This window comes from Aquabacterium sp. (assembly GCF_029946005.1).
In the GTDB taxonomy this organism is placed as follows: Bacteria; Pseudomonadota; Gammaproteobacteria; order Burkholderiales; family Burkholderiaceae_C; genus Aquabacterium.
In genome coordinates this window covers 98081-123185 of record NZ_JAQSDR010000027.1, presented here as the reverse complement: position 1 = coordinate 123185, position 25105 = coordinate 98081, and the positions used below count along the sequence as shown (strand labels likewise).

The 25105-nt window shown below is 62.9% G+C and carries 19 protein-coding genes; 8 read left to right on the top strand and 11 right to left on the bottom strand.

Translation table 11 applies throughout. From position 1 onward, the window contains the following. Window position 1: 1 nt before the first annotated feature. The 6 genes from PSV38_RS13790 to PSV38_RS13765 form a co-directional block, all read right to left on the bottom strand. Window positions 2–958: an alpha-E domain-containing protein gene (locus PSV38_RS13790; RefSeq protein WP_300548340.1), complete on the bottom strand. Its 957-nt coding sequence runs from the start codon at window positions 956–958 to the stop codon at window positions 2–4. A gap of 130 nt (window positions 959–1088) precedes the next feature. Beyond that, entirely contained in the window at window positions 1089–2522 is a 1434-nt protein-coding gene (locus tag PSV38_RS13785) for a circularly permuted type 2 ATP-grasp protein (protein WP_300548338.1), read from the bottom strand. Between the two features lie 137 nt (window positions 2523–2659). Continuing rightward, window positions 2660–3613 (bottom strand): transglutaminase family protein, encoded by a 954-nt coding sequence (locus PSV38_RS13780; protein ID WP_300548336.1) that lies wholly within the window; start codon window positions 3611–3613, stop codon window positions 2660–2662. Continuing rightward, window positions 3610–6216, bottom strand: a complete 2607-nt coding sequence (locus PSV38_RS13775; RefSeq protein ID WP_300548334.1) for a circularly permuted type 2 ATP-grasp protein — start codon at window positions 6214–6216, stop codon at window positions 3610–3612. Before PSV38_RS13775 ends, PSV38_RS13780 begins: the two co-directional genes overlap by 4 nt. Window positions 6217–6292: 76 nt before the next feature. Beyond that, complete coding sequence (locus PSV38_RS13770; protein WP_300548333.1) at window positions 6293–6871, bottom strand: NnrU family protein; 579 nt, start codon at window positions 6869–6871, stop codon at window positions 6293–6295. 10 nt (window positions 6872–6881) lie between these two features. Next, window positions 6882–10346: a transglutaminase family protein gene (locus PSV38_RS13765; RefSeq protein WP_300548332.1), complete on the bottom strand. Its 3465-nt coding sequence runs from the start codon at window positions 10344–10346 to the stop codon at window positions 6882–6884. Window positions 10347–10593: 247 nt separating this feature from the next. Between PSV38_RS13765 and PSV38_RS13760 the strand changes: the two genes are divergently transcribed. From PSV38_RS13760 to PSV38_RS13735, 6 genes are all read left to right on the top strand, one after another. Next, window positions 10594–10980 carry a hypothetical protein gene (locus PSV38_RS13760; RefSeq protein ID WP_300548330.1) on the top strand — a complete coding sequence of 129 codons (387 nt, stop codon included), beginning with the start codon at window positions 10594–10596 and terminating at the stop codon, window positions 10978–10980. 130 nt (window positions 10981–11110) lie between these two features. After that, window positions 11111–12343, top strand: a complete 1233-nt coding sequence (locus tag PSV38_RS13755; protein WP_300548328.1) for an efflux RND transporter periplasmic adaptor subunit — start codon at window positions 11111–11113, stop codon at window positions 12341–12343. A gap of 19 nt (window positions 12344–12362) precedes the next feature. Continuing rightward, entirely contained in the window at window positions 12363–13079 is a 717-nt protein-coding gene (locus PSV38_RS13750) for an ABC transporter ATP-binding protein (RefSeq protein WP_300548326.1), read from the top strand. A gap of 22 nt (window positions 13080–13101) precedes the next feature. Beyond that, window positions 13102–14262: an FtsX-like permease family protein gene (locus tag PSV38_RS13745; RefSeq protein ID WP_300548324.1), complete on the top strand. Its 1161-nt coding sequence runs from the start codon at window positions 13102–13104 to the stop codon at window positions 14260–14262. A 13-nt stretch (window positions 14263–14275) separates the two neighbouring features. Next, complete coding sequence (locus tag PSV38_RS13740) at window positions 14276–15445, top strand: ABC transporter permease (RefSeq protein ID WP_300548322.1); 1170 nt, start codon at window positions 14276–14278, stop codon at window positions 15443–15445. Next, complete coding sequence (locus PSV38_RS13735; protein ID WP_300548320.1) at window positions 15442–16863, top strand: alpha/beta hydrolase domain-containing protein; 1422 nt, start codon at window positions 15442–15444, stop codon at window positions 16861–16863. The genes PSV38_RS13740 and PSV38_RS13735 overlap by 4 nt, the downstream gene beginning before the upstream one ends. A 16-nt stretch (window positions 16864–16879) precedes the next feature. Here the strand turns inward: PSV38_RS13735 and PSV38_RS13730 are convergent, their stop codons facing one another. Continuing rightward, window positions 16880–18202: an acyltransferase gene (locus PSV38_RS13730; protein ID WP_300548318.1), complete on the bottom strand. Its 1323-nt coding sequence runs from the start codon at window positions 18200–18202 to the stop codon at window positions 16880–16882. Between the two features lie 5 nt (window positions 18203–18207). Beyond that, window positions 18208–19533, bottom strand: a complete 1326-nt coding sequence (locus tag PSV38_RS13725; RefSeq protein ID WP_300548316.1) for an acyltransferase — start codon at window positions 19531–19533, stop codon at window positions 18208–18210. 122 nt (window positions 19534–19655) lie between these two features. On the opposite strand from PSV38_RS13725, the gene PSV38_RS13720 reads away from it, so the two are divergent. Next, window positions 19656–21443 (top strand): hypothetical protein, encoded by a 1788-nt coding sequence (locus PSV38_RS13720; RefSeq protein ID WP_300548314.1) that lies wholly within the window; start codon window positions 19656–19658, stop codon window positions 21441–21443. Window positions 21444–21515: 72 nt separating this feature from the next. Here the strand turns inward: PSV38_RS13720 and PSV38_RS13715 are convergent, their stop codons facing one another. After that, window positions 21516–22118, bottom strand: a complete 603-nt coding sequence (locus PSV38_RS13715; RefSeq protein ID WP_300548311.1) for an isoprenylcysteine carboxylmethyltransferase family protein — start codon at window positions 22116–22118, stop codon at window positions 21516–21518. A gap of 107 nt (window positions 22119–22225) precedes the next feature. Further along, window positions 22226–22942 (bottom strand): 6-phosphogluconolactonase, encoded by a 717-nt coding sequence (gene pgl, locus PSV38_RS13710; protein WP_300548309.1) that lies wholly within the window; start codon window positions 22940–22942, stop codon window positions 22226–22228. 74 nt (window positions 22943–23016) lie between these two features. Between pgl and PSV38_RS13705 the strand changes: the two genes are divergently transcribed. After that, the gene (locus PSV38_RS13705; RefSeq protein WP_300548308.1) at window positions 23017–23904 is read left to right on the top strand and encodes a GAF domain-containing protein; all 888 of its coding nucleotides are present in this window, start codon (window positions 23017–23019) and stop codon (window positions 23902–23904) included. 14 nt (window positions 23905–23918) lie between these two features. Here PSV38_RS13705 and PSV38_RS13700 read toward each other — a convergent pair whose 3' ends face one another. Next, a complete protein-coding gene (locus PSV38_RS13700) occupies window positions 23919–25049 on the bottom strand; it encodes an HPP family protein (protein ID WP_300548306.1) in 1131 nt (376 codons plus the stop codon). Between the last annotated feature and the right edge of the window lie 56 nt (window positions 25050–25105).

Sequence of the window (25105 nt, the reverse complement as noted above, 5' to 3'; positions counted from 1 at the left end):
CTCAAGCCGGCATCAGGAAATCGCGGCTGATGCCGTAGCCCAAGTCACCCACCCGGTCCAGGAACTGGGTGAGGTAGGCGTGCAGGCCGGTGGCCAGGATCTCGTCGATCCGGCCATACTGCAGGTCGGCGCGCAGGCGTCCCGCACGGCGCAAGGTGTCATCGCTCTGGTCGTTGGCGACCGCGCGCAAATTGCTGACCACTTCGTTCATGCTGGCCAGCAAGGAGCGCGGCATGTCGGGGCGCAAGATCAGCAACTCGGCCACCTTCTCGGGCCGGATCACATTGCGGTAGACCTTGCGGTAGACCTCGAAAGCCGAGACGCTTCGCAGCACCGCAGACCAGTGGTAGAAATCGACTTCCTTGGCTTCGTTACCGGCACCAGACCCGAAAAACTCGGTGTCCAGACTGTGGAATTTGACGTCCAGCAGGCGCGCCGTGTTGTCGGAGCGTTCCAGGAAGGTGCCGATGCGCTGGAAGTGAAATGACTCATCCTGCAGCATGGTGCCCAAGGTCACGCCGCGCGACAGGTGTGAGCGGAACTTCACCCATTCAAACAGTTCGGCTGGGTCCTTCTTCAAGGCGCCGGTGCTCAGCAGGCGGTTGAACTCCAGCCAAGTCTGGTTGGTGGTCTCCCAGACTTCGGTGGTCAAGGCGCCACGCACGGCACGGGCGTTCTCGCGCGCGGCCCGCAGACAGCTGAGGATGCTGGACGGGTTGTTGGCATCGCTGACCATGAAGCTCATGACGTCACGCGCGGTGATCTTGTCAAAACGCTTCTGGTATTCCTCGCTCAACTCACTGATGCCGAGCAAGCCCTTCCAGCCCTGCATCGCTGAGGCGTCGGACTGCGGCAGCAAGGACGTCTGGTAATTGACATCAAGCAGGCGGGCTGTGTTTTCAGCCCGCTCCATGTAGCGGGCCATCCAGAAGAGGTGGTCGGCGGTGCGAGAAAGCATTCGGGACTCCGTGTGTGGAGTGTGGAGATTCAGACGTGGTTCCAGCCGGTCGGCCGGGGTACTGTCGTCTGGTGGTTCGGGGGGCTGACTTTGAGCGCGAGAGCCGTCGTAACGCATGGTGGGATCCTCCTCATGCTTCCAGAACCCAAGTGTCCTTGGTGCCACCGCCTTGTGAGCTGTTGACAACCAAGGAGCCTTCTTTCAGGGCCACGCGGGTGAGCCCGCCCGGCACCATCTGAACGGTTTTGCCTGACAGCACGAAGGGCCGCAGGTCGATGTGGCGAGGCGCGATGCCCGACTCCACAAACGTGGGGCAGGTGGACAGCGACAAGGTGGGTTGCGCGATGTAGTTGCTGGGGTTGGCCAGCAGCTGCTTGCGGAAATCTTCGATCTCGGCCGTGGTGGACGCCGGGCCCACCAACATGCCGTAACCACCCGCGCCGTGCACTTCCTTGACAACCAGGTCCTTCAGGTTGTCGAGCACGTACTTGAGGTCGTTCTTGTCGCGGCCCAAAAAGGTCGGTACGTTTTGCAGAATCGGTTTCTCGCCCAGGTAGAACTCAATCATCTTGGGCACGTAAGGGTAGATCGACTTGTCATCAGCGATGCCGGTGCCAATGGCATTGGCGAGGGTCACGTTGCCGGCGCGGTAGGCGCGCAGCAAACCGGCCACGCCCAGGGTCGAATCCTTGCGGAAAACTTCCGGGTCCATGAAGTCATCATCAACGCGGCGGTAGATGACGTCGACACGCTGCGGGCCACGTGTGGTGCGCATGTAGACAAAGTCGTCCTTGACGAACATGTCGGCGCCTTCAACCAGCTCGATGCCCATCTGCTGCGCCAGGAAGGCGTGCTCGAAGTAGGCCGAGTTGTGCATGCCCGGCGTGAGGACCACGGCCGTGGGCTCGTTGACCGAGGCAGGCGCCACGGCGCGAAGGGTGTCGAGCAGCAAATCCGGGTAATGCGCGACCGGCGCAATGCGGTGCTCCGAGAACAGCTCGGGGAACAGGCGCATGGTCATCTTGCGGTTCTCGAGCATGTAGCTCACACCGCTGGGCACGCGCAGGTTGTCTTCCAACACGTAGTAGGTGCCCGAGCCATCCGGGTTGCAGGCCCGCACGATGTCGATGCCTGCGATGACGGAATAGATGTCGCCCGGCACTTTCAAGCCCATCATTTCCTTGCGGAACTGAGCGTTGTTGAGCACCGGTTCGGACGGGATGATGCCAGCCTTGAGGATTTCCTGGTCGTGGTAGATGTCGTGCAGGAAACGATTCAGGGCCGTCACGCGTTGGCGCAGGCCCTTTTCCATTTCACGCCACTCATCAGCCGGGATGATGCGAGGGATCAGGTCGAAAGGGATCAGGCGTTCACTGCCGGCCCCCGTTTCGTCCTTGTCGCCATACACCGCAAAGGTGATGCCGACACGGCGAAAAATCATCTCAGCCTCTTCGCGGCGTGAACGCATCACGTCGCGGGGCTGCTTGGCCAACCAGCGGTCATAGACCTGGTAGTGGTCGCGCACTTTGGCGCTGTTGACGTGCATTTCGTCGAAGAATCTCATTGACTTCGTCCCGTCAGGGAGTCCCTTGAAAACAGCGGTCTGACAAAGCAATGCATGGAGTGTGCCAGCCCTTGAAAGCATGGCTCAGGCATGGCACACCTTTCGGGCAATGCGCCACATCGCAGTGCAATATCAGTCTATTTTGGTGCTTGCGTCAACTCTTTGACGCTTTCTTTGAGCAGGCGCGTGGTGACTCGCACCAACAAGGTGTGCTTTCCGCCACCCCGGATGACGCCGCGCAAGGGCGTCACGTCGCCGAAATCACGGCCATGGGCCACCCGGACATGGTGCGTGTCGGGCACGCAATCATTGGTGGGGTCCAGATCCAGCCAATCACCGGCAGGCAGCCCCAAGCCGGGGCACCACACGCTGATCCAGGCATGCGAGGCATCGGCGCCCACCAACGGGGCCTGCCCTTCTGGTGGCAGGGTCAACAAATAGCCGCTGACATAGCGCCCCGCCAGACCGCAAGCCCGCAAGCAGCCCAGCATGAGGTGAGCGAAGTCCTGACACACCCCTTTGCGTTGCTTGAAAACCGCCAGGATGGGGGTGGAGATGTCGGTGGATGCAGGCGCGTAGGTGAAGTCCTCATGGATGCGGGTCATCAGCTCGATGACGGCTTCGGCCAAGGGGCGGTCGTCCTTCAGGGACTGGGCCCCGTAGTCGCGCAACTCATCGTGCATGGGCACGTAAGGAGATGCATAGGCGAACTCGCTCGCACTCTCGAACGGCGCCTCCGCCCGGTAGGTCAGCAGCTCGCGCACCTCACCGCAGGTGGCGCCCAGAGCCGGGTCCAGGCCGTGGTAGCGGGCTTTGACCTGCACCTGGCTCCGGGCAACCACCTTGAGTTCCTTGTGCGCCGCATTGAGGGCGAAATACGCGCGGCTGTTGCCAAACGCATCCCGGCGGGTGCTGTGCTGCGCAGGCAAGGGGCTGACGCTCATCTCGAATTGCTCCAGCACCTGGCCTTCGTCCGACAAGGGGCGCAAACAGGCGATGTGCTGGGCCATGTCCACCGCACGGGCGTATCGGTAAAGGGTCTCGTGCTCGACGGTCAGGCGTTGTGCAGAAGCGGTCAAATCGGTCGTCACGCGCTCACCATCTGTTCAGTGGGTTCGGAGTGGGCAAAGTAGCGACGTCCCAACTCGTCGGACAAAAGCCAGCCCGCCTGCATCAGGCGTTGCGCCAACACCTGCAAGGCGGCATTGCCCAGCTCGGGCTCGCACAACTCTTCCAGCGTGATGCCCACGCCTTCTTGCGGCAGCAGCGCCAAGAGGTCCTCCTTGGGGCCGGCCCGGTCGGGCAGCTTGCCCAGCTCGGTGCGCAAGCGGCGCAACACGCAGGCCATCGACCGCGGGTTGGTTTCGTCAATCACCAACATGGCCAGCAAGGCTGGCAACTCCAGGCGACGCTGGAAGCGCGCGCGGAAAGTGATGGCGCTGTCAAACAGCATCAGGAGCAAATCAAAGCCCTGCGGCGTGTGCATGGCCTCGCGTTGCCAGAAGGCCTGCAAGATGCCCGCATAGCTGACCAGGCGCTCCAGCAAGCGGCCCACCGTCAGCAGGCGCCAGCCCGCGTCACGCGTCATGCGGTCAGTTTGTGAGCCGGTGACCGCCGCCAACTGCATGGCCAGGTGGTCGAGCGCCTCGCGCACATTCACCAGGTCGGGCAGGTTGTCGGCATCGTCCTCGGGATCCTCCAGGTCGGGCTGATCGCCACCGTCGGGACCCAGCAAACGTTGGCGGAAGTTGTCGCCCAATCCGCGCAGCAATCGCCAATGCTCGGGTGAAAGCCGTTCGCGCAGCGCCTGTGCCGAGCGCTCCAGCGCCCCCAGGTTGTAGGCCAGGCTGTAGGCGCCTTGCTCGGCGCGCACATCGCCCAGGGCCTCGACGGTGGCGCGCTCGAAAACGCGCGGTGACTTGGTCAGGCTGGGCGTGCCATCGGGCACCAGGCCATTGGTCCGGGCCAGGTCGGACAAGGCCTCCAGCACGGCGGGATCAGTCTCGTCGTCATCGGCCAGCACACTGGACAAGCCTTGCACCAGGCGAAGCTGAAACTCGGTGCGCTCGGTGTAGCGGCCCATCCAGAACATGCTTTCGCCCATGCGACTGGCCACGGGACGCTGACGCTGGACCAGGTCTTCGACACGCAGTGACTGGTGCAGCATGGAGAAGGTGTCCACCGCGCCATCCGTGATGACCCAGGTGTCCAGGCTGCTGCCCCCCAGCTGCATGGACACGGGCCCGGAGTCGCGCGTGGCGATGCGGGTCATGCCACCCGGCAGCACCTGCCAGCCGCCCTTGCCATCGGCCAGGGCATAGACCCGCAATGAAGCGCCGCGCATGCTGCACTGACCTTGAGACCACACCGGCAGTTGCGCATAGGGCACGAAGTTCTGCAAGGTGTGGGCGGCGCGGTCGCGCTCAATGCGGGCGCTCCAGGTCTTGAGCGCCGCGGCATCCAGGCTGGGCCCGACCACCGCTTCGAACGGCACGCTGCCAAAGGGATACGTCGGCCGGATGACCTGCTCGCCCAGGTCGGCCTTGACGTCCTGCCATGCCGCGTTTTCACCGCACCACCAGGTCGGCAATGAGGGCAGCATCAACTCCTTGCCCAGCAGGTGCCGGGACAAGGCTGGCAGGAAGCCATGCACGGCGGGCGACTCCAGGAAGCCCGTGCCCAAGGCGTTGGCCATGACCACATTGCCCGCCCGCACAGCCTGCATCAGGCCGGGGACACCCAGGGTGGAGTCGCTGCGAAGCTCCAGCGGGTCGCAGTAGTCGTCGTCGAGGCGGCGCAGCAGGCCGTGGATGGGCTCCAGGCCCTGCACCGTTTTCAGGTACAGGCGCTCGTCACGCACGGTCAGGTCGCCGCCTTCCACCAAGGGCAAGCCCAGGTAGCGTGCCAGGTAGGCATGCTCGAAATAGGTTTCGTTGTATGGTCCGGGCGTCAGCAAGGCCAGACGTGGGGATTGGCCATTGGCGCAGGGTTCGGCCAAGGTCTGCAAGGTCTCCAGCAGGCGGCGAAAACCACTGGCCAGATGCTGCACGCTCATGGCCCTGAACGCATCGGGGAACAGCCGCGACACGATCAGTCGGTTTTGCATGACATAGCCCAGGCCCGATGGCGCCTCGGTGCGCTGAGACACCACCCACCAGGCACCATCGGGCGCGCGGACCATGTCAAAGGCCACCACGTGCAGGTAGACGCCGCCCAATGGCTTGACGCCATGCAGGCCGCGCAGGTATCCGGGGTGGCCCAGCACCAGGGCCGCAGGCAGGTAGGCGTCCTTGAGCAGTTTTTGCTCGCCGTATACGTCGGCAGCGATCTGGTTGAGCAGGCTGGCGCGTTGGGCCGCCCCTTGCTCGATCAGCCGCCAGTCTTGCGGCTCGATCAGTCGGGGCAACACCTCCAGCGACCACGGGCGGGAAGCCCCACCCTGCGCGCTGTAAATGTTGTAAGTGACGCCGTCTTCCTGGATCTGGCGAGCCAGCAAAGCCTGCCGCTGCCCCAAGTCGTCGAGGGGGCCCCCCAGGTGCTCGGCAAAGGCCTCCCAGCCCGGACGAAGGTGGCCCTCGGCATCACGGAGGTCGTCGTAGTGCCCTGCATCCACAGGCCGCGCTCGGCGCAACAAGGCCTCAGCGGCAGTTGGCTGATCAGGGTCATCGTCAAACAACTGCAGGGAGGATGGCATCGGGGGCAATGGAAAAATGCAGCTTCGCTCGAACTGCCCGTATTGTCAAAGAGGCACGCAAGATTTTGACCAAGGGTTAGCCAAAAGGACGCACACCGATCAGCCAGCCATGGGCCCAGAAAGCAAAGACCAGCCAGATCACCAAGCCCACCACCACCGTGATGACATCACCGCGCAAGGCACCCTTTGGATAACGAACGGCATTAACCCGATCCCGCCTGCGCGAGGACCGAAAGCACAGCACCGCCCACACCAAAAAACTGCCAAACAGCACGGCATCGGCCAAGGTGCCGTTGGCCAGCAAATGCGCCAGGGCCCAAACCTTGGTGCCTGCCAACATGGGGTGCCCCAGTTTCTCTTTCAGGTGATTCGCGGGCACATTGGCCGCGGCCAGCATGACGAAAGCGACCAAGGTGAGTGGCGCCGCCAGGTGCCGGGTCCAGACCGGCGTGGGCCACAACACCACGGGGGCCATGCGCGCCTGGCCGTATCCCCAAACGATCAACCCGAAGCCCAGCAAGGACACCAGGGTGTAGAGGCCCTTCCAGCGGACTTCACCCATTCGCGCCAATTGCCGAGTGCGCCAGCCTTCGGCATAGATGCGGATGGAATGCAGGCCCAGGAAGAGCAGCAAGCCGACGACAAGGCCAGTCATGGCTCGCTCCTCAAACCCCACCAATTTTGGCGGTGCGCAGGTCGAGCGTCAGCGGGTGCTCAATGCCAGGCTTGAGCGGCTTGACCGACATCACGCCCGGCGTGTGCCCCATGCGGAAGAAGCGCGACAAACGCCGACTTTCCGCCTCATAGGCATTGACTGGGAAGGTGTCGTAGTTGCGCCCGCCCGGATGTGCCACATGGTACTGACACCCACCCAGTGATCGCTTCTGCCAGCTGTCGACCAAGTCGATGGTCAGCGGCGCGTCGGCACCAATGGTGGGGTGCAAGCACGATGGCGGCTGCCAGGCGCGGTAACGCACACCCGCCACGTATTCGCCAACGCGACCCGTGGGGTGCAAAGGCAGCATGTGGCCGTTGACGGTGACCACATGGCGGTTGCCATTCAGGCCCGTGACACGCACTTCCAGGCGCTCCAGCGATGAGTCGACATAACGCACCGTGCCCCCTGGCGAGCCTTCTTCACCCATCACGTGCCAGGGCTCAAGGGCCGTGCGCACCGTCAAGCGTGTGCCGCCAGTGGCCACTTCACCCACGAAGGGGAAGCGGAACTCGAAGTGCGGCGCAAACCAGGCCGGATCGAAGTTGAAGCCTGCCTGCGACAACTCGGTCAACACATCGTCAAAGTCTTGCTCGACGAAGCTGGGCAGCAGGAAACGGTCGTGCAAGCCCGTGCCCCAACGCGTCAGGCGCTGTGCGCCATGGCCCTTGTAGGGCTCACGCCAGAACCAGGCCAACAGGGCACGCAACAACAGCTGTTGGACCAGGCTCATGTGGGGGTGCGGCGGCATTTCAAACGCGCGCAACTCCAGCAGACCCAGGCGGCCGGTCGGACCATCGGGTGAGTAAAGCTTGTCGATGCTGAACTCGCTGCGGTGCGTGTTGCCGGTAGCATCAACCAACAAGTTGCGCAGCGCGCGGTCAATCAGCCACGGCGGGCAATGGCCCCAGACCTCGACTTGGCGCTCGATCTCGCGCATGGCGATTTCGAGCTCATAGACCTGGTCGGTGCGCGCCTCGTCCACCCGGGGTGCTTGGCTGGTCGGCCCGATGAACATGCCCGAGAACATGTACGACAGCGAGGGGTGGTTGTGCCAGAAGGTCAGCAGGCTGGGGATCAGGTCGGGCCGACGCAAGAAGGGGCTGTCGGATGGCGTGGCGCCGCCCAACACGAAGTGGTTGCCGCCGCCGGTGCCGGTGTGGCGGCCATCGACCATGAACTTCTCGGTCGACAAGCGCGTTTCGTGCGCAGCCTGGTACAGGAACTCGGTGTGGTCCACCAGTTGCGCCCAGCTGGAGGCGGGGTGGATGTTGACCTCAATCACACCAGGATCGGGCGTCACCTGCAGCAGCTTCAATCGGCCATCGCGTGGCGGCGGGTAGCCTTCCAGCACGATCTGGACGCCCAGGTCGGTGGCCGTGGCTTCCACCGCACCCAGCAGGTCGAGGTAGTCGTCCAGCACGGTCAAAGGCGGCATGAAGACGTACATCACGCCCCCCCCCTTGCCCTGCTCCTCCACCTTGGGGCCATTGCTGCGGTCGGGGTTGCGCACCTCGACGCACAAGGCCGTGCGTGTGACCCAGTGGGCGGACTCGAAACGGTTGGGCGCGCGCCCCGGATCACCTGTGATGGTCAAGCCATGCCCATCGGCCCCCGAGGCGGCGCCTGCACCCAGGCCCAGTTCGCCCTTGGTCGGCAAGCCCGCATCCACCTGCATCTGATGGCGCGCGTACTGGGCCTTCAGTTGCGCCGCAGGCGCCAAAGCGGGCTGAGGCGCAAAGGGATCGTGCTCGTGCGTATATGGGTATTGCTCGGCGGACACCCAAGGCAGCGAATCCAACGGCAGGCGATAGCCCATGGGCGAATCACCCGGGACGAGGTACATGCGCCCATCGCGGAAGAACCACGGGCCGCTGATCCAGCGCGGCGCATCGATCATCGGGGCCGACTCGCGCTTGAGCGGCAGCACATAGCCCACCGTCTTGTCCAGGCCATAGTCGAAGACGCGGCGCAAGCGCAGGCGTTCCATCTCGTCTTCCAGGCGCGTGTCGAACGGGTCGACATTGATGGGCAAGCGACGCTCGCGCCACATGTAGTACCAAGCGTCTTCATAGCCCGGCAGGATGTGCTTGGTGCCCACGCCCAATTTGGCGGCCAAGGTCTCGACAAACTGCTTGGCATCGTCGCTGTTGTAGCTGACACCGTTCTGCTCGTCGGCGAACAGGCTGGGGTCGTGCCAGCAAGGCTCACCATCAGTGCGCCAGAAGATGGACAGGGCCCAGCGCGGCAACTGCTCGCCCGGGTACCACTTGCCCTGGCCAAAGTGCAGGAAACCGCCCTTGCCATAGCGCTCGCGCAGCTTGTGTACCAGGGTCGTGGCCAGCCCCCGCTTGGTGGGGCCCATCGCGGTGGTGTTCCACTCTTCGCCCTCGCGGTCAGCCACCGAAACGAAAGTGGGCTCGCCGCCCATGGTCAGGCGCACATCGCTGTTCTTGAGGTGCTGATCCACATCGTGGCCCAAGGCGTCGATGGCTTGCCATTGCTCCGCCGTGTAGGGCTTGGTGACGCGCGGCGACTCGTGAATGCGCGTGACGCTCATCTCGTGGCTGAAGCTCACTTCGGACTCGTCCACCGCACCGCTGACGGGCGCTGCGGTGGTGGGTTCGGGGGTGCAAGCCACCGGGATATGCCCTTCGCCCGCCATCAAGCCCGAAGTCGGGTCCAGTCCGATCCACCCTGCACCAGGGAGGAAAACCTCACACCAGGCGTGCAGGTCGGTGAAGTCGACCTCGGTGCCAGAAGGGCCATCCAGCGCCGCCACATCGGCCTTGAGCTGGATCAGGTATCCGGACACAAACCGCGCAGCCAAGCCCAGGTGTCGCAAGGCCTGAACCAGCAGCCAGCCCGTGTCACGGCATGAACCGGATTTGAGGGTCAGCGTTTGCTCGGGCGTCTGCACACCGGGCTCCATGCGGATGGTGTAGCTGATGTCGCCCTGCAGACGCTGGTTCAAGCCCACCAGGAAATCGATGGTGCGGACCTTCTTGAGGTCGATGCTGTCCACGAATTTCTGGAACAGGGGTGTGGCGGGATCTTTGACCAAATAAGGCGCCAGGTCGTGCTTGAGGCCCGCTTCATACGAGAAGGGGTAGTTCTCGGCCTCGGGCTCCAGGAAAAAATCGAAGGGGTTGTAGACCGCCATTTCGGCGACCAGGTCCACCGTGATCTTGAACTCCTGCGTCTGTTCAGGAAACACCAACCTGGCCAAATGGTTGGCGAACGGATCCTGCATCCAGTTGACGAAATGGTTGGCCGGCTCGACCTTCAATGAGTAGGACAAGATCCTGGTTCTGCAATGAGGCGCTGGGCGCAAACGCACCACTTGAGGAGACAAATTGACCAGGCGGTCGTAGGTGTAATGTGTGACGTGATTAAGGGCGACGTGAATGGACACACTGATCTCCGGAAAGGACTGGCCTGCACCAGTGTGCAGGCGTCTGTGTGACACCAGCAAGTTATGGGCCACGATGGTGCACATTTTGCGCTCTTCGCCTCGCCGCCCTTCGCACCCGTGAAGTCTGCCCGAACGCCCATCCCTTGAACAAGCGACCACGCAATCCCCTAGGGTGGGCTCGTCCCCTGTGCCGTAGACTCGCAACAGGCTTTGAAAGGGACCAGCCACACGGTTTCGGCACTCAGCGATGACGCAAAATTTCATCACCTTTGAACACCCCCGAACAGGCATCACGCGCACGGCGCCCATTGGGTTCAGTTGGCGCGTGCTGCAGTTCGGCGCCCTGCTTCCGATGTACCAGCGCGAATGGAAGCTGTGCTTGCTGGTCGTCGTGGGTGGCGCGCTCACGTTCAGCGTCAGCAACGTGGTGCTGGGCTTTTTTTACAACAAGCTGTACGTCCGATCCCTGATCGCCGCCGGATTCCTGGCCAGAGGCACCGAAGAAGGGTGCATCGCCGACGCCGAAGCACACCTTGGCCTGAGTTTGCCGCGCCACCTGCCATCGGACGAAACCCCGTCCTTTGTTGCTCAACGAATCAAAAACCCCACCGCAGAACCAGCGCACGCGCAGTAGAACAAGCACACACCGAAGCATTTGTCCATCCAGAAAACCCGCGGACCCATCGATTCAAGGGTCGGCACAACGATTAGCGTTATGGATCACAGGACAGTGCAAAATCGCCTTCTTTACCCCTTGCAACACCATGACTGATGTACCCGTCCCTTCGGCCCTGTCCAAACTCAAGATCGACAGAGGTGTTCAAGCTTCGGTGAAAAAGAAAAAGAGCATCCTGCCCTGGGTTCTGTTGGGGGCGGCCGCCATCGGCGCCGCCGCTTACTTCCTGGTGCCCCGCACGGCCGAGGTCACCACCACCACCGTGGTGATGAGCACGCCCTCCCAGCAATACGTGCAACTCACTGCATCGGGCTATGTGGTCGCCCAACGCCGCTCCGCCGTGGCCTCCAAGGCTTCCGGCCGCCTGATTGAGCTCAATGTGCGTGAAGGCTCGCACGTCAAGAAGGGCGACCTGCTCGCCCGCCTGGACGGCAGCGACATCAAGGCCGCCATCCTGGGTGCCGAAGCCGCTGTTCACCAGGCTGAAGCCAACCTGGAGCAATCCAACGTGCAGTTGATCAATGCACGCGCCGAGACCGCCCGCGCCCGAGGCCTGGAGGCCCAAGGTTTCCTCTCCCCCCAGTCGGTTGAAACCACCGTGAGCCGCAACAAGGCCGCCTTTGCCGCGGTGTCCGCCGCCAAGGCCGCGCTGGAACAGGCCCGGGCCCAGGTCAAGGTGCAGACGGTCGGCCTGGACTACACCGAGATCCGCGCCCCGTTTGACGGCGTCGTGCTGGTCAAGAACGCCAACGTGGGCGACATCATCACCCCCATGTCCAGCGCCGCTGGCGCCCAAGGCGCCGTGGTGACCATGGCCGACATGAGCACCCTGGAAGTCGAAGCCGACGTGTCCGAGGGCAACCTGTCCAAGACCAAGGTGGGCCAGCCCGTCGAGATCACCCTGGACGCCCTGCCCTCCGTGCGCTTCCGTGGCCACGTGTCCGGCATCGTCCCCACGGTGGACCGCGCCAAAGCCACCGTCATGACCAAGATACGCTTTGACAAGCTGGATGCCCGCATCCTGCCCGAGATGAGCGCCAAGGTGAGTTTCCTGTCGCAGGCCATCACCGATGCCGACCAGCAACCTGTGCTGGCCGTGGCCAACGCGGCCATCGCTGGCAAGGATGGCGCCAGCGTCGTCTACCGCGTCAAGGCGGGCGAAGGCGGGGCATCGACCGTGGAAGAGTTGAGCGTTCGCCCCGGCCGCAAGCTGGGTGACCTGCGCGAGATCGCCGGTGGCGTCAAATCTGGCGACAAGCTGGTGACCACCCCGCCCGCCCGCCTGAAAAACGGCTCGCGCGTCAGCGTCGGCACACCTTGAACTGCAGCCACAGCCCATCATGAGTGATACCGCAGGCAAGCGCGATCCCGTCATCCGCATCGACCACCTGACCAAGACCTACACGCGTGGCGGTCAGCCCATCCCCGTCCTGATGGACATCAACCTGGAAGTGGAACGCGCCGAGTTCGTGTCACTGATGGGCCCCAGCGGTTCGGGCAAGAGCACCTTGCTCAACCTGATCGCCGGCATCGACCAGCCCAGTTCGGGCACCATCAAGATCAATGGCGTGGACATTGCCACGCTGGACGAAAGCGAACTGGCCGACTGGCGCGCCGCCAATGTGGGTTTCATCTTCCAGTTCTACAACCTCATGCCGGTGCTCACCGCTTATGAGAACGTCGAGTTGCCCCTGCTGCTGACCAACCTGAGTCGGCGCGAGCGCAAGCACCATGTCGAGGCCTGCCTGGCCATGGTGAAGCTGTCCGACCGCATGGACCACTACCCCAACGAGTTGTCTGGTGGCCAACAGCAGCGCGTGGCCATTGCACGGGCCCTGGTGACCGACCCAACCCTGATCGTGGCCGATGAACCCACTGGTGACCTGGACCGCGCCACCGGCGAAGAAGTTCTCAAGCTGATGGACGAGTTGCACCGCGACCTGGGCAAGACCATCGTCATGGTGACCCACGACCCCAAAGCCGCCTCGCGAGCCAGCCGCATGATCCACCTTGAAAAGGGTGTGCTGGTGACCGACCCCGGTGCCAGCGGGCATTGAGTCACAAGAGGCCAGGTAGTACATGTTCCTCTTCAAGTTGCTGCTGAAAAATGCCTTCCGGCACAAGCTGCGCACGCTGCTGACCATGGTCGGTCTGATCGTGGCGATCAGCGCTTTCGGCCTGTTGCGCACCGTGGTCGATGCCTGGTACGCCGGCGTGGACGGCACCTCCAACACGCGCCTGATCACGCGCAGCGCCATCTCGGTGGGCTACCCCCTGCCCCTGTATTACGCGGACCGCATCAAGAAAATTGAAGGCGTCACCGGCGTGACCTGGGTCAATTGGTTCGGCGGCATCTACATCGACCGGCGCAACTTCTTTGCCCGCTTTGCGGTCGATGGCAACAGCTACTTCGCCATGTACCCCGAGTACATCATCAGCGAAGAGGAAAAGTCCGCCTTCATGGCCGACCGCCAGGGCGCGATCGTTGGCCGCAAGCTGGCCCAGCGCTTTGGCTGGAAGGTTGGCGACACCATCCCCTTGAGCGGCACCGTCTACCCCGGCAACTGGAACTTCAACATCCGGGGCATTTACCACGCCACCGATGCGCGCACCGACGAAAGCCTGATGATGATGCACTGGGGCTTGCTGGCTGAAAGCGTGCGCCAGCGCCTGGGCTCGGCCGCCGCCAACCAGGTCGGCATCTACATGGTCAACATCAAGGATCCGGGCCGCGCCTCGGCCATCTCGCAAGAGATCGACACGATGTTCAAAAACTCGGTGGCCGAAACGCGCACCGAAACCGAAAAGGCTTTCCAGCTGGGCATCGTCTCGATGAGCGAAGCCATACTGATGGCCGTGCGCGCCGTGAGCTTCGTGGTGATCCTGATCATCATGGCCGTGATGGCCAACACCATGACCATGACCGCGCGCGAGCGCCTGGCCGAATACGCCACGCTCAAGGCGCTGGGCTTTTCGCCATCCTTCGTGGTGAAGCTGCTGTTCGGTGAAAGCCTGATGATCGCGGCCATCGGTGGCGCCATCGGCATTGCCATGACCTTCCCACTGGCGATTGGGTTTTTGCACCAGACGAACAACCTGTTCAAGGTGTTTGAGGTGTCCCAAACCACCATGATCTACCAAGGCATCGCGGCCCTGGTCGTGGGGCTGATCTCGGCCGCCTGGCCGGCCTGGAAGATGTCGAACATCGACATCGTTCAAGGCCTTCGCCACGTGGCTTGATGGTGCGCCTGACATGAGAGCCATCCCCCTTTCCTACGTGCTGCGCAACCTCTGGGTGCGCCGCGTCACCACCATCCTGACGGCCGGCGGCATGGCCCTGGTGGTCTTCGTGTTTGCCACCGTGCTCATGATGAGCGAGGGCATCAACGAGACCATGGTGGCCACCGGCCAGCCCGACAACGTGCTGATCCTGCGCAAAGGCGCCGGGGCCGAGATCAACTCCGCCATCACCCGGTCGCAGGCCAGCAACCTGGACGCCATGCCAGGCATCGCCACCGACAGCCAAGGCCGCCGGCTGGTGTCGCGCGAAGTGGCCGTGCTCAACAACCTGCCCAAGCGTGAGACGCTTGAAATGGCCAACGTGACCCTGCGAGGCACCTCGGAGATTGGCCTGGCCATCCGCCCGCAGGTGAAGATCGTTCAAGGCCGCATGTTCCGCCCAGGCACCTCCGAGATCGTGGCCGGTCGCGCCGTGGCCCGTGGCTTCGCCAACATGAGCCTCGGCCACACCGTCACCATGGCGGGCCGCGAATGGACCGTGGTCGGCATCTTCGACGCCGAACGCAGCGGCTTCGACTCCGAAATCTGGGGAGACGTCGATCAAGTCATGCAGGCCTTCCGCCGCGCGGTCTATGCCAGCATCGTCTTCAAGCTGGCCAGCATCGAAGCCTTCAACGGCATCCGCCAGGCCATTGCCGACGACCCGCAGTTGCAGCTCGACGCCAAGCTGGAGGCCCGCTTCTACGCCGAGCAGTCCGAAGGCATGACCAAGTTCATCAAGCTGCTGGGTTTGTCGCTGTCGGTGATTTTTTCGATCGGCGCCATCGTCGGCGCCATGATCACGATGTTCGCGGCCGTGGCCTCGCGCATTGGCGAGATCGGCACCCTGCGCGCGCTGGGCTTCCGCCGCGAAGCCGTGCTGATGGCCTTCCTCGGCGAGTCGCTGGGCCTGGCGATGGTGGGCGGCATCGTGGGCTTGATGGCGGCCTCGCTGATGCAGACCGTCAACATCTCCACCCTGAACTACCAAACCTTTGCCGAGATGGCTTTCCGCTTCAAGTTCACCTGGAACGTGGCGGTTCAAACCATGTCCTTCTCCTTGTTGATGGGCTTTTTGGGTGGCTTCGTGCCAGCCTGGCGGGCTGGCCAGTTGAGCATCATCGAGTGCTTGCGCCAGGCTTGATCCACTTGCTGCGCGGCTTGCTGCTGTGCGTGGCCCTCGCCCAAGCCGCCTGCACGGCATTGGCGCAGGCACCCACCTCCGGCAAGGCTGAAGCCAGCTTCACGGCACACACCCTGCTGCCCTCGGCCCCCGGCAGGCCGACCTCGAGCCGACGGGCGCAACTGGCCTCCGCAGGCTACACGGAAGAAGAGTTCCGCCTGCGCGGCCAATCCCAGGCCTATTCCACCGATGGCGACTGGAACGACGATGGCCACTGGAAACTCAAGACACGCGGTGAACCCCAAGCCTATGAGACCCGTGTGCTGGTGCGCCGCCCCCAGGATCCGGCCCGCTTCAACGGCATCGTGCTGGTCGAGTGGCTGAACACATCCCTGGGCTTTGACGTCGATGGCGGCTGGATGGTCACGCGCGACGAGATCGAGCGCGAGGGCTATGCCTGGGTCGGCGTGAGTGCCGAAGCGGCCAGTGTCAAATCACTTAAAAAAGCCAACCCCGAGCGCTATGCGCAAGCCGTGGTCAGCGACAGCGATTATTCCTTCGACATCTATGACCACGCTGCGGTGGCCATCCGCCAGGCCGCCCCACAGTGGGGCCGCCCTGACACCCCTGTCAAGCTGCTGGGCATGGGCTATTCCAAATCGGCCTCGTTCCTCTTCACCTTCATCAACGCCTTTCAACCGCGCAGCAACGCCTACGACGGCTTCTACATGCGGGGGGCCACCCCGGCCGCCATCCAGGTGAACGGCTGGCACATCAACATCGTGATGCCCAAGGTGCGCACCGACTCGAAAGTGCCCTTGATGCAGGTGCAGACCGAGATGGAGGTGGCCGTGAGCTGGCCCCTCTCCAAGACGCCGGACTCCGACAAGCTGCGGTATTGGGAGCTGGCAGGCGGCACCCACTATGACGTGCACATGCGCGAAGAATCGCTGACCGCCAGCCAGGCCGATGCCCAATTGACCACGCCCCAGTGTTTCAACCCCTCGAGCAAGCTGCCGACCCAAGTGTTCGACCACGCGGCCCTGCACGCCTTGCGCCACTGGGTCCTCGCCGGTACACCACCGCCCAAAGCGCCTCGCCTGCAACGCACCGGCGTGGGGTTTGTGAAAGACGATGCCCTGGGCAATGCCATGGGCGGCTTGCGCCTGCCCGAGCTGGATGTGCCGACCGCGAGCTATGGCATGTTCAACAACGGCCCGACCAACTCGCTGGGTTTCTGGGTGGGCTTTGCCTGCATCGCGGGCGGCACTGCCAAGCCCCTGGATGCCGAAGTGTTGCGCTCACGTTATCCAAGCGATGCGGCCTACTTCCAAGCCTACAAGCAGCATGCGGACAAGCTCTTGAGCGACGGCTTTTTGCGCCCATCGGGCCACGCCCTGCTCCTTGAAAAAGCCAAGTCGGTGAAACTGCCGCACTGAGCGGCCTGCCTCAGCCTCAGCCAGAAATGCCGTCGGCCTTCAGGCTGGCCCGCAGCGCCTTCAACTCGGCCTTTCGGGCCGTCACGTGGAGGTCCACCCCCCCATCTTTTTGCGGCGTGTTCACCACCATCAGCATGCGGATGGTCATGGGGCAGATGTCGTACCAGTCGGGCGTACCGCGACCCAGGTCGATGTCATAGATCGGCAACTGGATCACATTGTTCAGGATGAGCCCGGCGCGCAAGGTCTCGATCGTGGGCTTGAAGATCAGCTTCCAGACCGCCTTCTTTTGCCGGTACGTTTCCGTCAGCGCCAGCATTTTGAACAGGCTGGCGGTGCTGACCTGGTCATTGTCCGGGCGGCAGCGTTCGGCCAGCATGGGCACGCTTTGCTGCGCCAGGTCGCGTTCGCTGTAGCGCGCTTCGGCATAGCACAGGGCATTGCCAAAGAAGTCGCGTGGCAGCTTGAGGCGCCGCTTGTAGCGCAGGTCCAGCACCAGGCCCACGCTGCGTTCCATACCCCGAGGCATGAAGGGCGAGAACGCTTTCATCACATAGGCGGTGACCAACTCGACCGTGCTCACGCCAGCCGACTCGGGCATCTCGGCCTTGGCCTGCAACTTCCATTGCTGGATGGTTTGGGCGGGTACCCGCATCACTTCGCTCTTCAAGCCGGTCACGGCGCGCCAGCCCAGGCCCAGCATGATGCCGATGTAGTCAAGCCAGCCCGGCGCGACCATCAGGTCGTAGCTGTCGGCCTCGACCTCGGTCTGGCCCGCGTCGATCATGACTTGCCGGTCGAAGGACGGTGGCTTGATGGCCAGGCCACGGCAGGCATTCGACCAGTTCTGCATGAAGCCCCAGTAGCTGGAGCCATCCAGCAGCGAGTGCGGCGCGTAGCAGCACATCAGGATGCCGCCATCATCGTATTGAAAGATGTTGACCTGCAGCAGCGGCGTGTCTTTGTCGACCACCTGCCAGGGCAGCACCAGCTTGAAGAACTGCTTGATGTCGTCCTTGCCCGCCGGGTTCTCAGGGCCATAAGGCATCGCGCCATCGCAGCGGCTCACGCGGAAATCGATGCCGGCGTCGTTGCTGTCCACGTAGACCTGGCCCTGCTCGTCCTTCTTGTAGCGCCCGGTCATGATCGGGTAATGCTTCAGGGTCTCAAGCAAGGCTTGCTCGGCCACCGCCAAATCAAAGCCTTTTTTGTAGACCAGGACCACCGGGATGCCGGCATGCGCATGGAAGATGTCCAGGCCCGACAGGTATTGCCGAGGCGCGGTCACCCCGGCATGAAGGCGTTTGTCCAGGATCAGGGTGGTGCGCAACTTGGCCATGATCGTCAAGCCTTGCCTGACATGCCGTCGGCCACCAACTGGGCCCGCAGCGCGTTCAGTTCGGCTTTGCTGGCTGCCATGTGCAGGTCGATGCCACCATCCTTCTGCGGCGTGGACACCAAGGCCATCATGCGGATGGTCATGGCGAATGTTTCATACCAGTCCGGCGTACCGCGGCCCAGGTCGACCTCGTAGATCGGCAGCAAAGACAGGTTGTTCTGGATGATGCCGCCACGCAAGGTGTCCACCGCGGGCTTGAAGATCAGTCGCCAGATGGATTTCTTCTGGCGGGCCTGTTCGGCCACCGTCAGCAGCTTGGTCACGTTCGCGGCACTGACCTGGTCGGCCGCAGGCTTGCACTTCTCGGCCAGCGCGGGCAGGCTTTGTTGAGCCAGGTCCTGCTCGCTGTAGTGAACCTGGGCATAGCACAGGCCGTTGCCGAAGTAGTCGCGCGGCAAGGTCATTCCCCGCACATAGCGCATGTCCAGCGCCATGCCCACACTGCGCGGCACGCCGGTTGGCATCAGCGGCGACAGCGCCCGCAGCACATACGCGGTGACCAGCTTGCCGGTGTTCACGCTGCTGGCATCGCCCAGCTCAGTTTGGGCCTGGTCCTTCCAGGCCTGGATGGCGTGCGCGGGAATCCGGAAAATCTCTTTCCTGACATCGACGACGGCTCGCCAACCCAAGCGCGACATGAGGGCGATGCCATCCAGGATGCGCGGTTGGTAGACCAGATCGAAACCCGTGGTGTCGATGCCGGTCCGGCCCGCGTCGATCATCACGCTGCGGTCGAATGAAGGCACCTCGATCGCCAAACCACGGCACGCCCTCGACCAATTCAGCATGAAGCCAAAAAAACTGGTCCCGTCGAATGTGGAGTGCACCATGTACACGCACATCACGATGCCGCCATCCTCGTACTGGTGAATGTCGGCTTGAAGCAAGGGCAAGTCTTTGTCAATCACCTGCCAGGGCATGAACGACTTGTAGAAATGCTTGATGTCCTTGCCCAGCGGCTTGTGATCGCCATAGGACATCTTGCCCTCGCAACGGTAGACCCGAAAGTCGATACCGTGATCCTGTCCGTCGCTGTAAACCTGCCCTTGCTCATCCTTTCGGTAGCGCCCCGAAACCAAGGGATAGTGCTTCAAGGTTTCCAGCAAGCCACGCTCGGCCAGGGCAAGGTCAAAGCCCTTTTTGTAAACGAATATCAGCGGGACACACACATGCCCGTGGAGGATATCGATGCCGGTGAGATATTGCCTAGGCGCCGTCCCGCCAGAATGAAGACGTTTGCCAAAAACCAGGGTACGACGCGGCTTGCCCATGAAACTTCCGAAAATCAATCAAACAAAGGAGGAGATTTTTCCAGAATACAAACCCGCCCCCGAGGGGGACTTTCCCAGGGGATCATCAAGGTAAAATGGAATATTTGCCAAGGATTTTGGTCATGTGGGAAAGATTTCTCTCTGGCCGCTGGTGCGTGCCTGTGGCCGCCCTGGTGGGGATGCTCCTGATCGCTCCCGCGATGAACATGGGGCTTCTGGGTGATGACTACCTTCACTGGTCCCTGCTGACGGGCCGCTCGGTCAATGCCCAACCCGGCTCCTTTTTCGGCCTGTTCACGTTTGCCGATGGCAACGCGCTGGCCAACCAGGCCATGATTGATTCTGGCAAGCTGGTCTGGTGGGCCAATGATCATTTGCGCATTGCATTTTGGCGGCCCTTGGCGGAGTTGAGCCAGCAGCTGGATTACCGGTGGTGGCCTGATTCGCCACTTTTGATGCATGTGCACAGCCTGCTCATGTATGGCGTGATGATCCTGCTGATTGGCAAATTGTTCCGCGACCTCGACCCCGACAGGGCACAGGCCGGGCTGGCCACCTGGCTGTTCGCTGGCAACATGCTGCATGTCTTCGCCGTGGCTTGGCTGGCCAGCCGCAATCAAATGCTGTCGGGCTTGTTCATGGTGCTGACCTTGCTGGGCTACCACCATTGGCGCCAAGGCGGGGCGGCCCTTCATGGCTGGCTGGCGGCCGCTTGCTTCGTGCTGGGTTTGTTCAGTGCCGAGGCCTCGATCCAGACTGCCGGTTATTTGATGGCCTACGCCTTGTTCCTGGAGCCAGGCAAATCACCTTGGGTGCGGTTCAAGGCCCTGCTGCCCTTCATCGTGATCGCGCTGGCCTGGAAGGCCATGCACAGCCACCTGGGTTACGGCAGCTTCGGGTCGCCAGGTTATGTCGACCCGGCCTCTAACGCCAGCGGCTTTGCAGTGAGCCTGGCTTTGCGCCTGCCCGCTTTGATGGTGGCCCAGTGGTTCGGCGTCTCGTCGGTGATGTTCGAACAGCTCAGTCGCAGCACGCAATACCTTTACTCCGGCGCCGCCACCCTGGCCCTGCTGGCATTGGCCTGGGCCATTCACGCGCTGGGCGGGTTCCGCTCGGCCCTGGCCCGCTTCTATGCCGTCGGTGCCCTCCTGGCCTTGGCGCCAGCCTGCGCGGGCTACCCATTTGACCGGCTCACCATCAACTCCGACATCGGTGCCAGCGGCTTGCTGTCCATCGTCTTGCTGATGGCCTGGCGCCATCGCAAGCAGTTGATCGGTTGGGGCCTGGGCTCGGCCAAGAACCTGATTTTTCTGGTGGGTTTCATCCACCTGATCATCTTCCCGGTGATCAAAGTGGGCACGTCGGCCGTGATGAAAACGCTGGGCGAGGCGGGCGAGGCGCAAGCCCCGCTGGCCATGCCCAATGCCAGTGCGGCTCAAGCGGAACACTTCCTGCTGCTGAATCTGCCCTCGGCCGAAAGCATTTACTACATTCCCTTGATTCGCCAATACCACGGCCTGCGCAACCCGGCCACGATGCGGGCCCTGGGGCCCAACAACCAGGCCATGACCCTCACGCGCCTGGATGAAAACTCGCTGAAGTTGTCGGTGCCCACGGGCTTTCGGGGCACCATCACGCGCGACCTCCAAAAGCAGCCCTTCACAGTGGGCGACACCGTCAAGATGGGCGACATCTCGGTGCTGGTTGAAGAGATCACCGAAGACCAGGCCCCAAAAACCGTCGTGTTCCGCTTCCCCACCTCCGTTCAGGACGCCACGTGGCGTTTCCTGGCCTGGAAGGAAGACGGCGTGGTCCAACTGCAGCCGCCCGCCATTGGCCAGTCAGTAGAAATTGCGGCCTACGACGTGGGCAAGGCAGCGCTTCACGCCATGGAACAGGCCAAAAAATAAGGCGGACTCCAAGAATGGAGCCCGCCTTGCACCGCGCTTGAAACTTGGCCCCCGGCGGGGCCAAGCCCATGATCAATACACGAATGGAATCAGGCGCCGACGGTTGCTTTTGAACTTGGCGTAGGCCTCGCCCAAAGCACCTTCCAGCGCGGTTTCTTCAGCTTCGATGCGGTAGATGTAGACGGCGATGGTGCCGACCACCATGACCGCGATGCTGCCGTAGTTGCCCAATGCCAGGCCCAGGCCGATCGAGGTCATGATGGCGCCGGAATAGGAGGGGTGACGCACCCATTTGTAGGCGCCCTTGTCGACCACCTTGTGCTCTTTGGCAATGGTGACCGTGGGAGTGAAGAACTCGCCCAGCACGCGCCAGCAGTGCATGCGCAACAACATGCCCGTCACCACCAGGGCCAGACCTGCCCAGAAGTACACGTAGATCAGCGGCTCGCTGACGCGCCAGGGGGCGTAGAAGGTCAGGCCAAACGCCGCCAATTGCAAGACGGTGGAACCGATGGAAATCACCAAACCCGAGTACTTGTCGGCACCGGCGTGCTTGGCCATTCTTTGCTGGCTGCGCTTGTGCTGAACCCCCTCCAGGTAATAAGCCCAGATGAGCACGCCCCAGAAAGCAAAGGCATATGGCGACACAAAGGGGAGCGCGAAATAATTATCCATCGAAAACATCTTGAATACCCTAATACAGAACGTCAAACGCATTATCGCATATACAATTTTGATTTGAAAGAGTAGTTTCCCGCAATAATATTTCAGTCAAGGTAATATCAATTTGAATAAAACACATGGCATGGGATATTCGCCCGACCCCATGCCAATCGGATCGGCATGCGGTCGTCGGGACCCGGCCGCCTCGCCTGCTCCAGCAACAGGCGTTTGGCCGAACCGGTGATGTGAACCACGGTGTGGCGCGTGTCCTGCAAGGCCCGCTTGCTCAAACTCACGCGGTCCACCGACACATTGGGCAGGGGCGGGGCACTGATGGCGAGGCAACGCGCCGTCCGACCGTCATCCAGGGCTTCGGCCAGTTGCGCTGAGCCAGGGAACAGCGAAGCTGTGTGGGCATCGGCCCCCATGCCCAGCACCACCACATCGGCCGGCCAAGGCAAGGCCTGCAAGGCGGCCTCCAGCTTGGGCACGCCTTGCGCCGCGAGGGCGTCGGCCGATTTGAAGGGCACAAAACGAGCCTGGCTGACCCAACCCTGAAGCAGGTGTGCCCTCACCAGGCGCTCATTGCTGTCGGCATGGTCCGGCGGCACCCAGCGTTCGTCGGCCAGCGTGATGCTCACCCGAGGCCAATCCAGGGCCGCCTGTGCCAGGGCCTGGAAGAACGGGATCGGCGTGCTGCCGCCCGACACGACCAGCAAGGCCTGCCCGCGTTGGCTCAGGCCTTCCTGCAAACGCGAGGCCACGAAACGGGCGAGGTCCTGCGCCAGGGTCAGGGCGTCAGGGGCTTCATGAAAATGGCTAGGGGTATCGGGCATGAACCGACTTTAGCAAAGCCGCCAAAGGCTGCCTGAACACCTTGCTTGGCGTGAAACTTGCTCGACCCAACGGCATGAAAGCATCATTCATCCGCATCGCCGAAATCTGGTTGCCCGACCAGGACCACACCCTGCTGGAGTTTGGAGGCGGGCTGTTCGGCCCCGCCACGGGCTTTGCCGCCGCCACTCGCCCCCTCTGCTTTGGCATGGGCGAAGGACTGCCCGGCCAGGCCTGGGAAGAAGGCCGTCCCATCTTGCTGAAAGACTTCGACAGCCTGCACTTTCGCCGCACGGCCGCCGCCCAGGAGGCCGGACTGAGTTGCGCCATCGCGCTGCCCCTTTTCGTGGGCAGCACCTTGAAGGCCGTGGTGGTGCTGTTTGGCGGCAGCGCCGACGCACGCGCCGGGGCCATCGAGTTGTGGCACAACAGTCCCCGCGTCACCACCGACATGACCTTGGTCGACGGCTACTACGGCACGGCCTCGGACTCGTTCGAGATCCTGTCCAAGGACACCTTCCTGCCACGGGGCACCGGCCTGCCCGGCCTGGCCTGGCAACGAGGCGCCGCCGTGTTCATGGAAGACCTGGGCGCTTCGCCCCGCTTTTTGCGTGGCGCCACTGCCGCTGAAGCCGGCATCACACGCGGCTTGGGGCTGCCCTGCCCCACCAAGACCGACGAGGTCTACGTGATGACCTTGCTGTCGGCCCTGGGCACTCCCATCGCGCAAAAGCTGGAAAGCTGGGCGCCCAACGTCACGCGTCAGCAACTCGAACGCAGCTTCGGGTTTTGCGAGACGCAAGGCAGCCTGTCATCAACGGTGGACCCAATTGCCCTGGACTCTGCCCAACACCCCCTGGCCAGCGCCTTCTTGACGGGTGTGCCTGCGCTTGGTGAGTCCATGATCGCCATCCCGGTGGTGGCCGAGGGCGAGGTCAATGAAGTGCTGGCCTTGTACCTTTGACGCTGGCCCCGCCGTCAAGGCTGAACCCTGCGGTGCAAGGCCTTGACGAAGTCCGACTGGGTGATGATACCCACCAGCCTGTTCTTCTCGCCAATGATGGGGATGTGGTGATGCCCGCCTTCTGAGAACAGGGGCATCAGTTCGACCACGTGGCGGTCTGCGCTGGCCACGCGCACCTGTCGCGTCATGATCTGGCCCACCACCTCGGGCTTGTCCGAGTGCATGGTGGTGCTGCGTTTGACAAATTCGCGCAGCCTCTCGCCAAAGTTTTCATGCACATCAACCTTGGCATGGCGCATGAAGTCGGCCAAGGTGATGATGCCCACGATGCGGTGCAGCTTGTCCACCACGGGCAGGGCCTTGACACCATGCCTGCGCAGCAGGGACCAAGCCTCTTGCAAGGAGGTGCCAAATTCCACCTCAATGAGTTCACGCGACATGATGTCGGCACAGCGGATTTCGCCCAACTGGCGGCGGTAGGCCTCCATCTCGGCCTCCTCCAACAGGTTTTCCAGGTCGTTGCGGCTGATGTCGAGCACCTGGTTGTAGCGACTCAGCACCACGTCGATGTCGGCAGAGCTGAAGCGGGATCCTGCGGTTCCGTTGCTGGGTGTTCGAGGCGCCACTTGCACATGGGGATAGCGCCGCCCCGTGGCCGAGTTGTAGGCGATGCCCGCCACGACCAGCAGCACCGAATTGGTCAATGCCGGAAACACCGCCCAGTGGAAAGCTGTGGCATGCGTGAGCACCGCGATCAAGGCCATGGCCCCGCCGGGTGGATGAAGGCAGCGCAGGCTGAACATGAGCGCGATGGCCAGGCTGACCGCGACAGCGCCCGCAACCGCCGCGTCACCAAACCAGTTGGCGCAGGCAATGCCCACCAAGGCCGATACGGTGTTGCCGCCCACCACGGCCCAGGGCTGGGCCAAAGGGCTCGCAGGCACTCCGAACACCAGCACCGCGCTGGCGCCAATGGGCGCCAGCAGCCAGGGCATGCCCGATGTGGTGCCCCCGATGAAGCGACTGAGCGCGGCGGCGAACAAGACCCCGATCACCGCCCCGATCACCGCGCGCAAACGCTCTTGCGCATTGACCGCGACGGGTGCCGGCCAGAAAGCCGCCAACCAGTGGGAGAGCCTGGCCATCAAAGGTGGCGAAAGTTCGGATGGGGACGGTGTGGTCATGGGCACAAGCGCTGAGG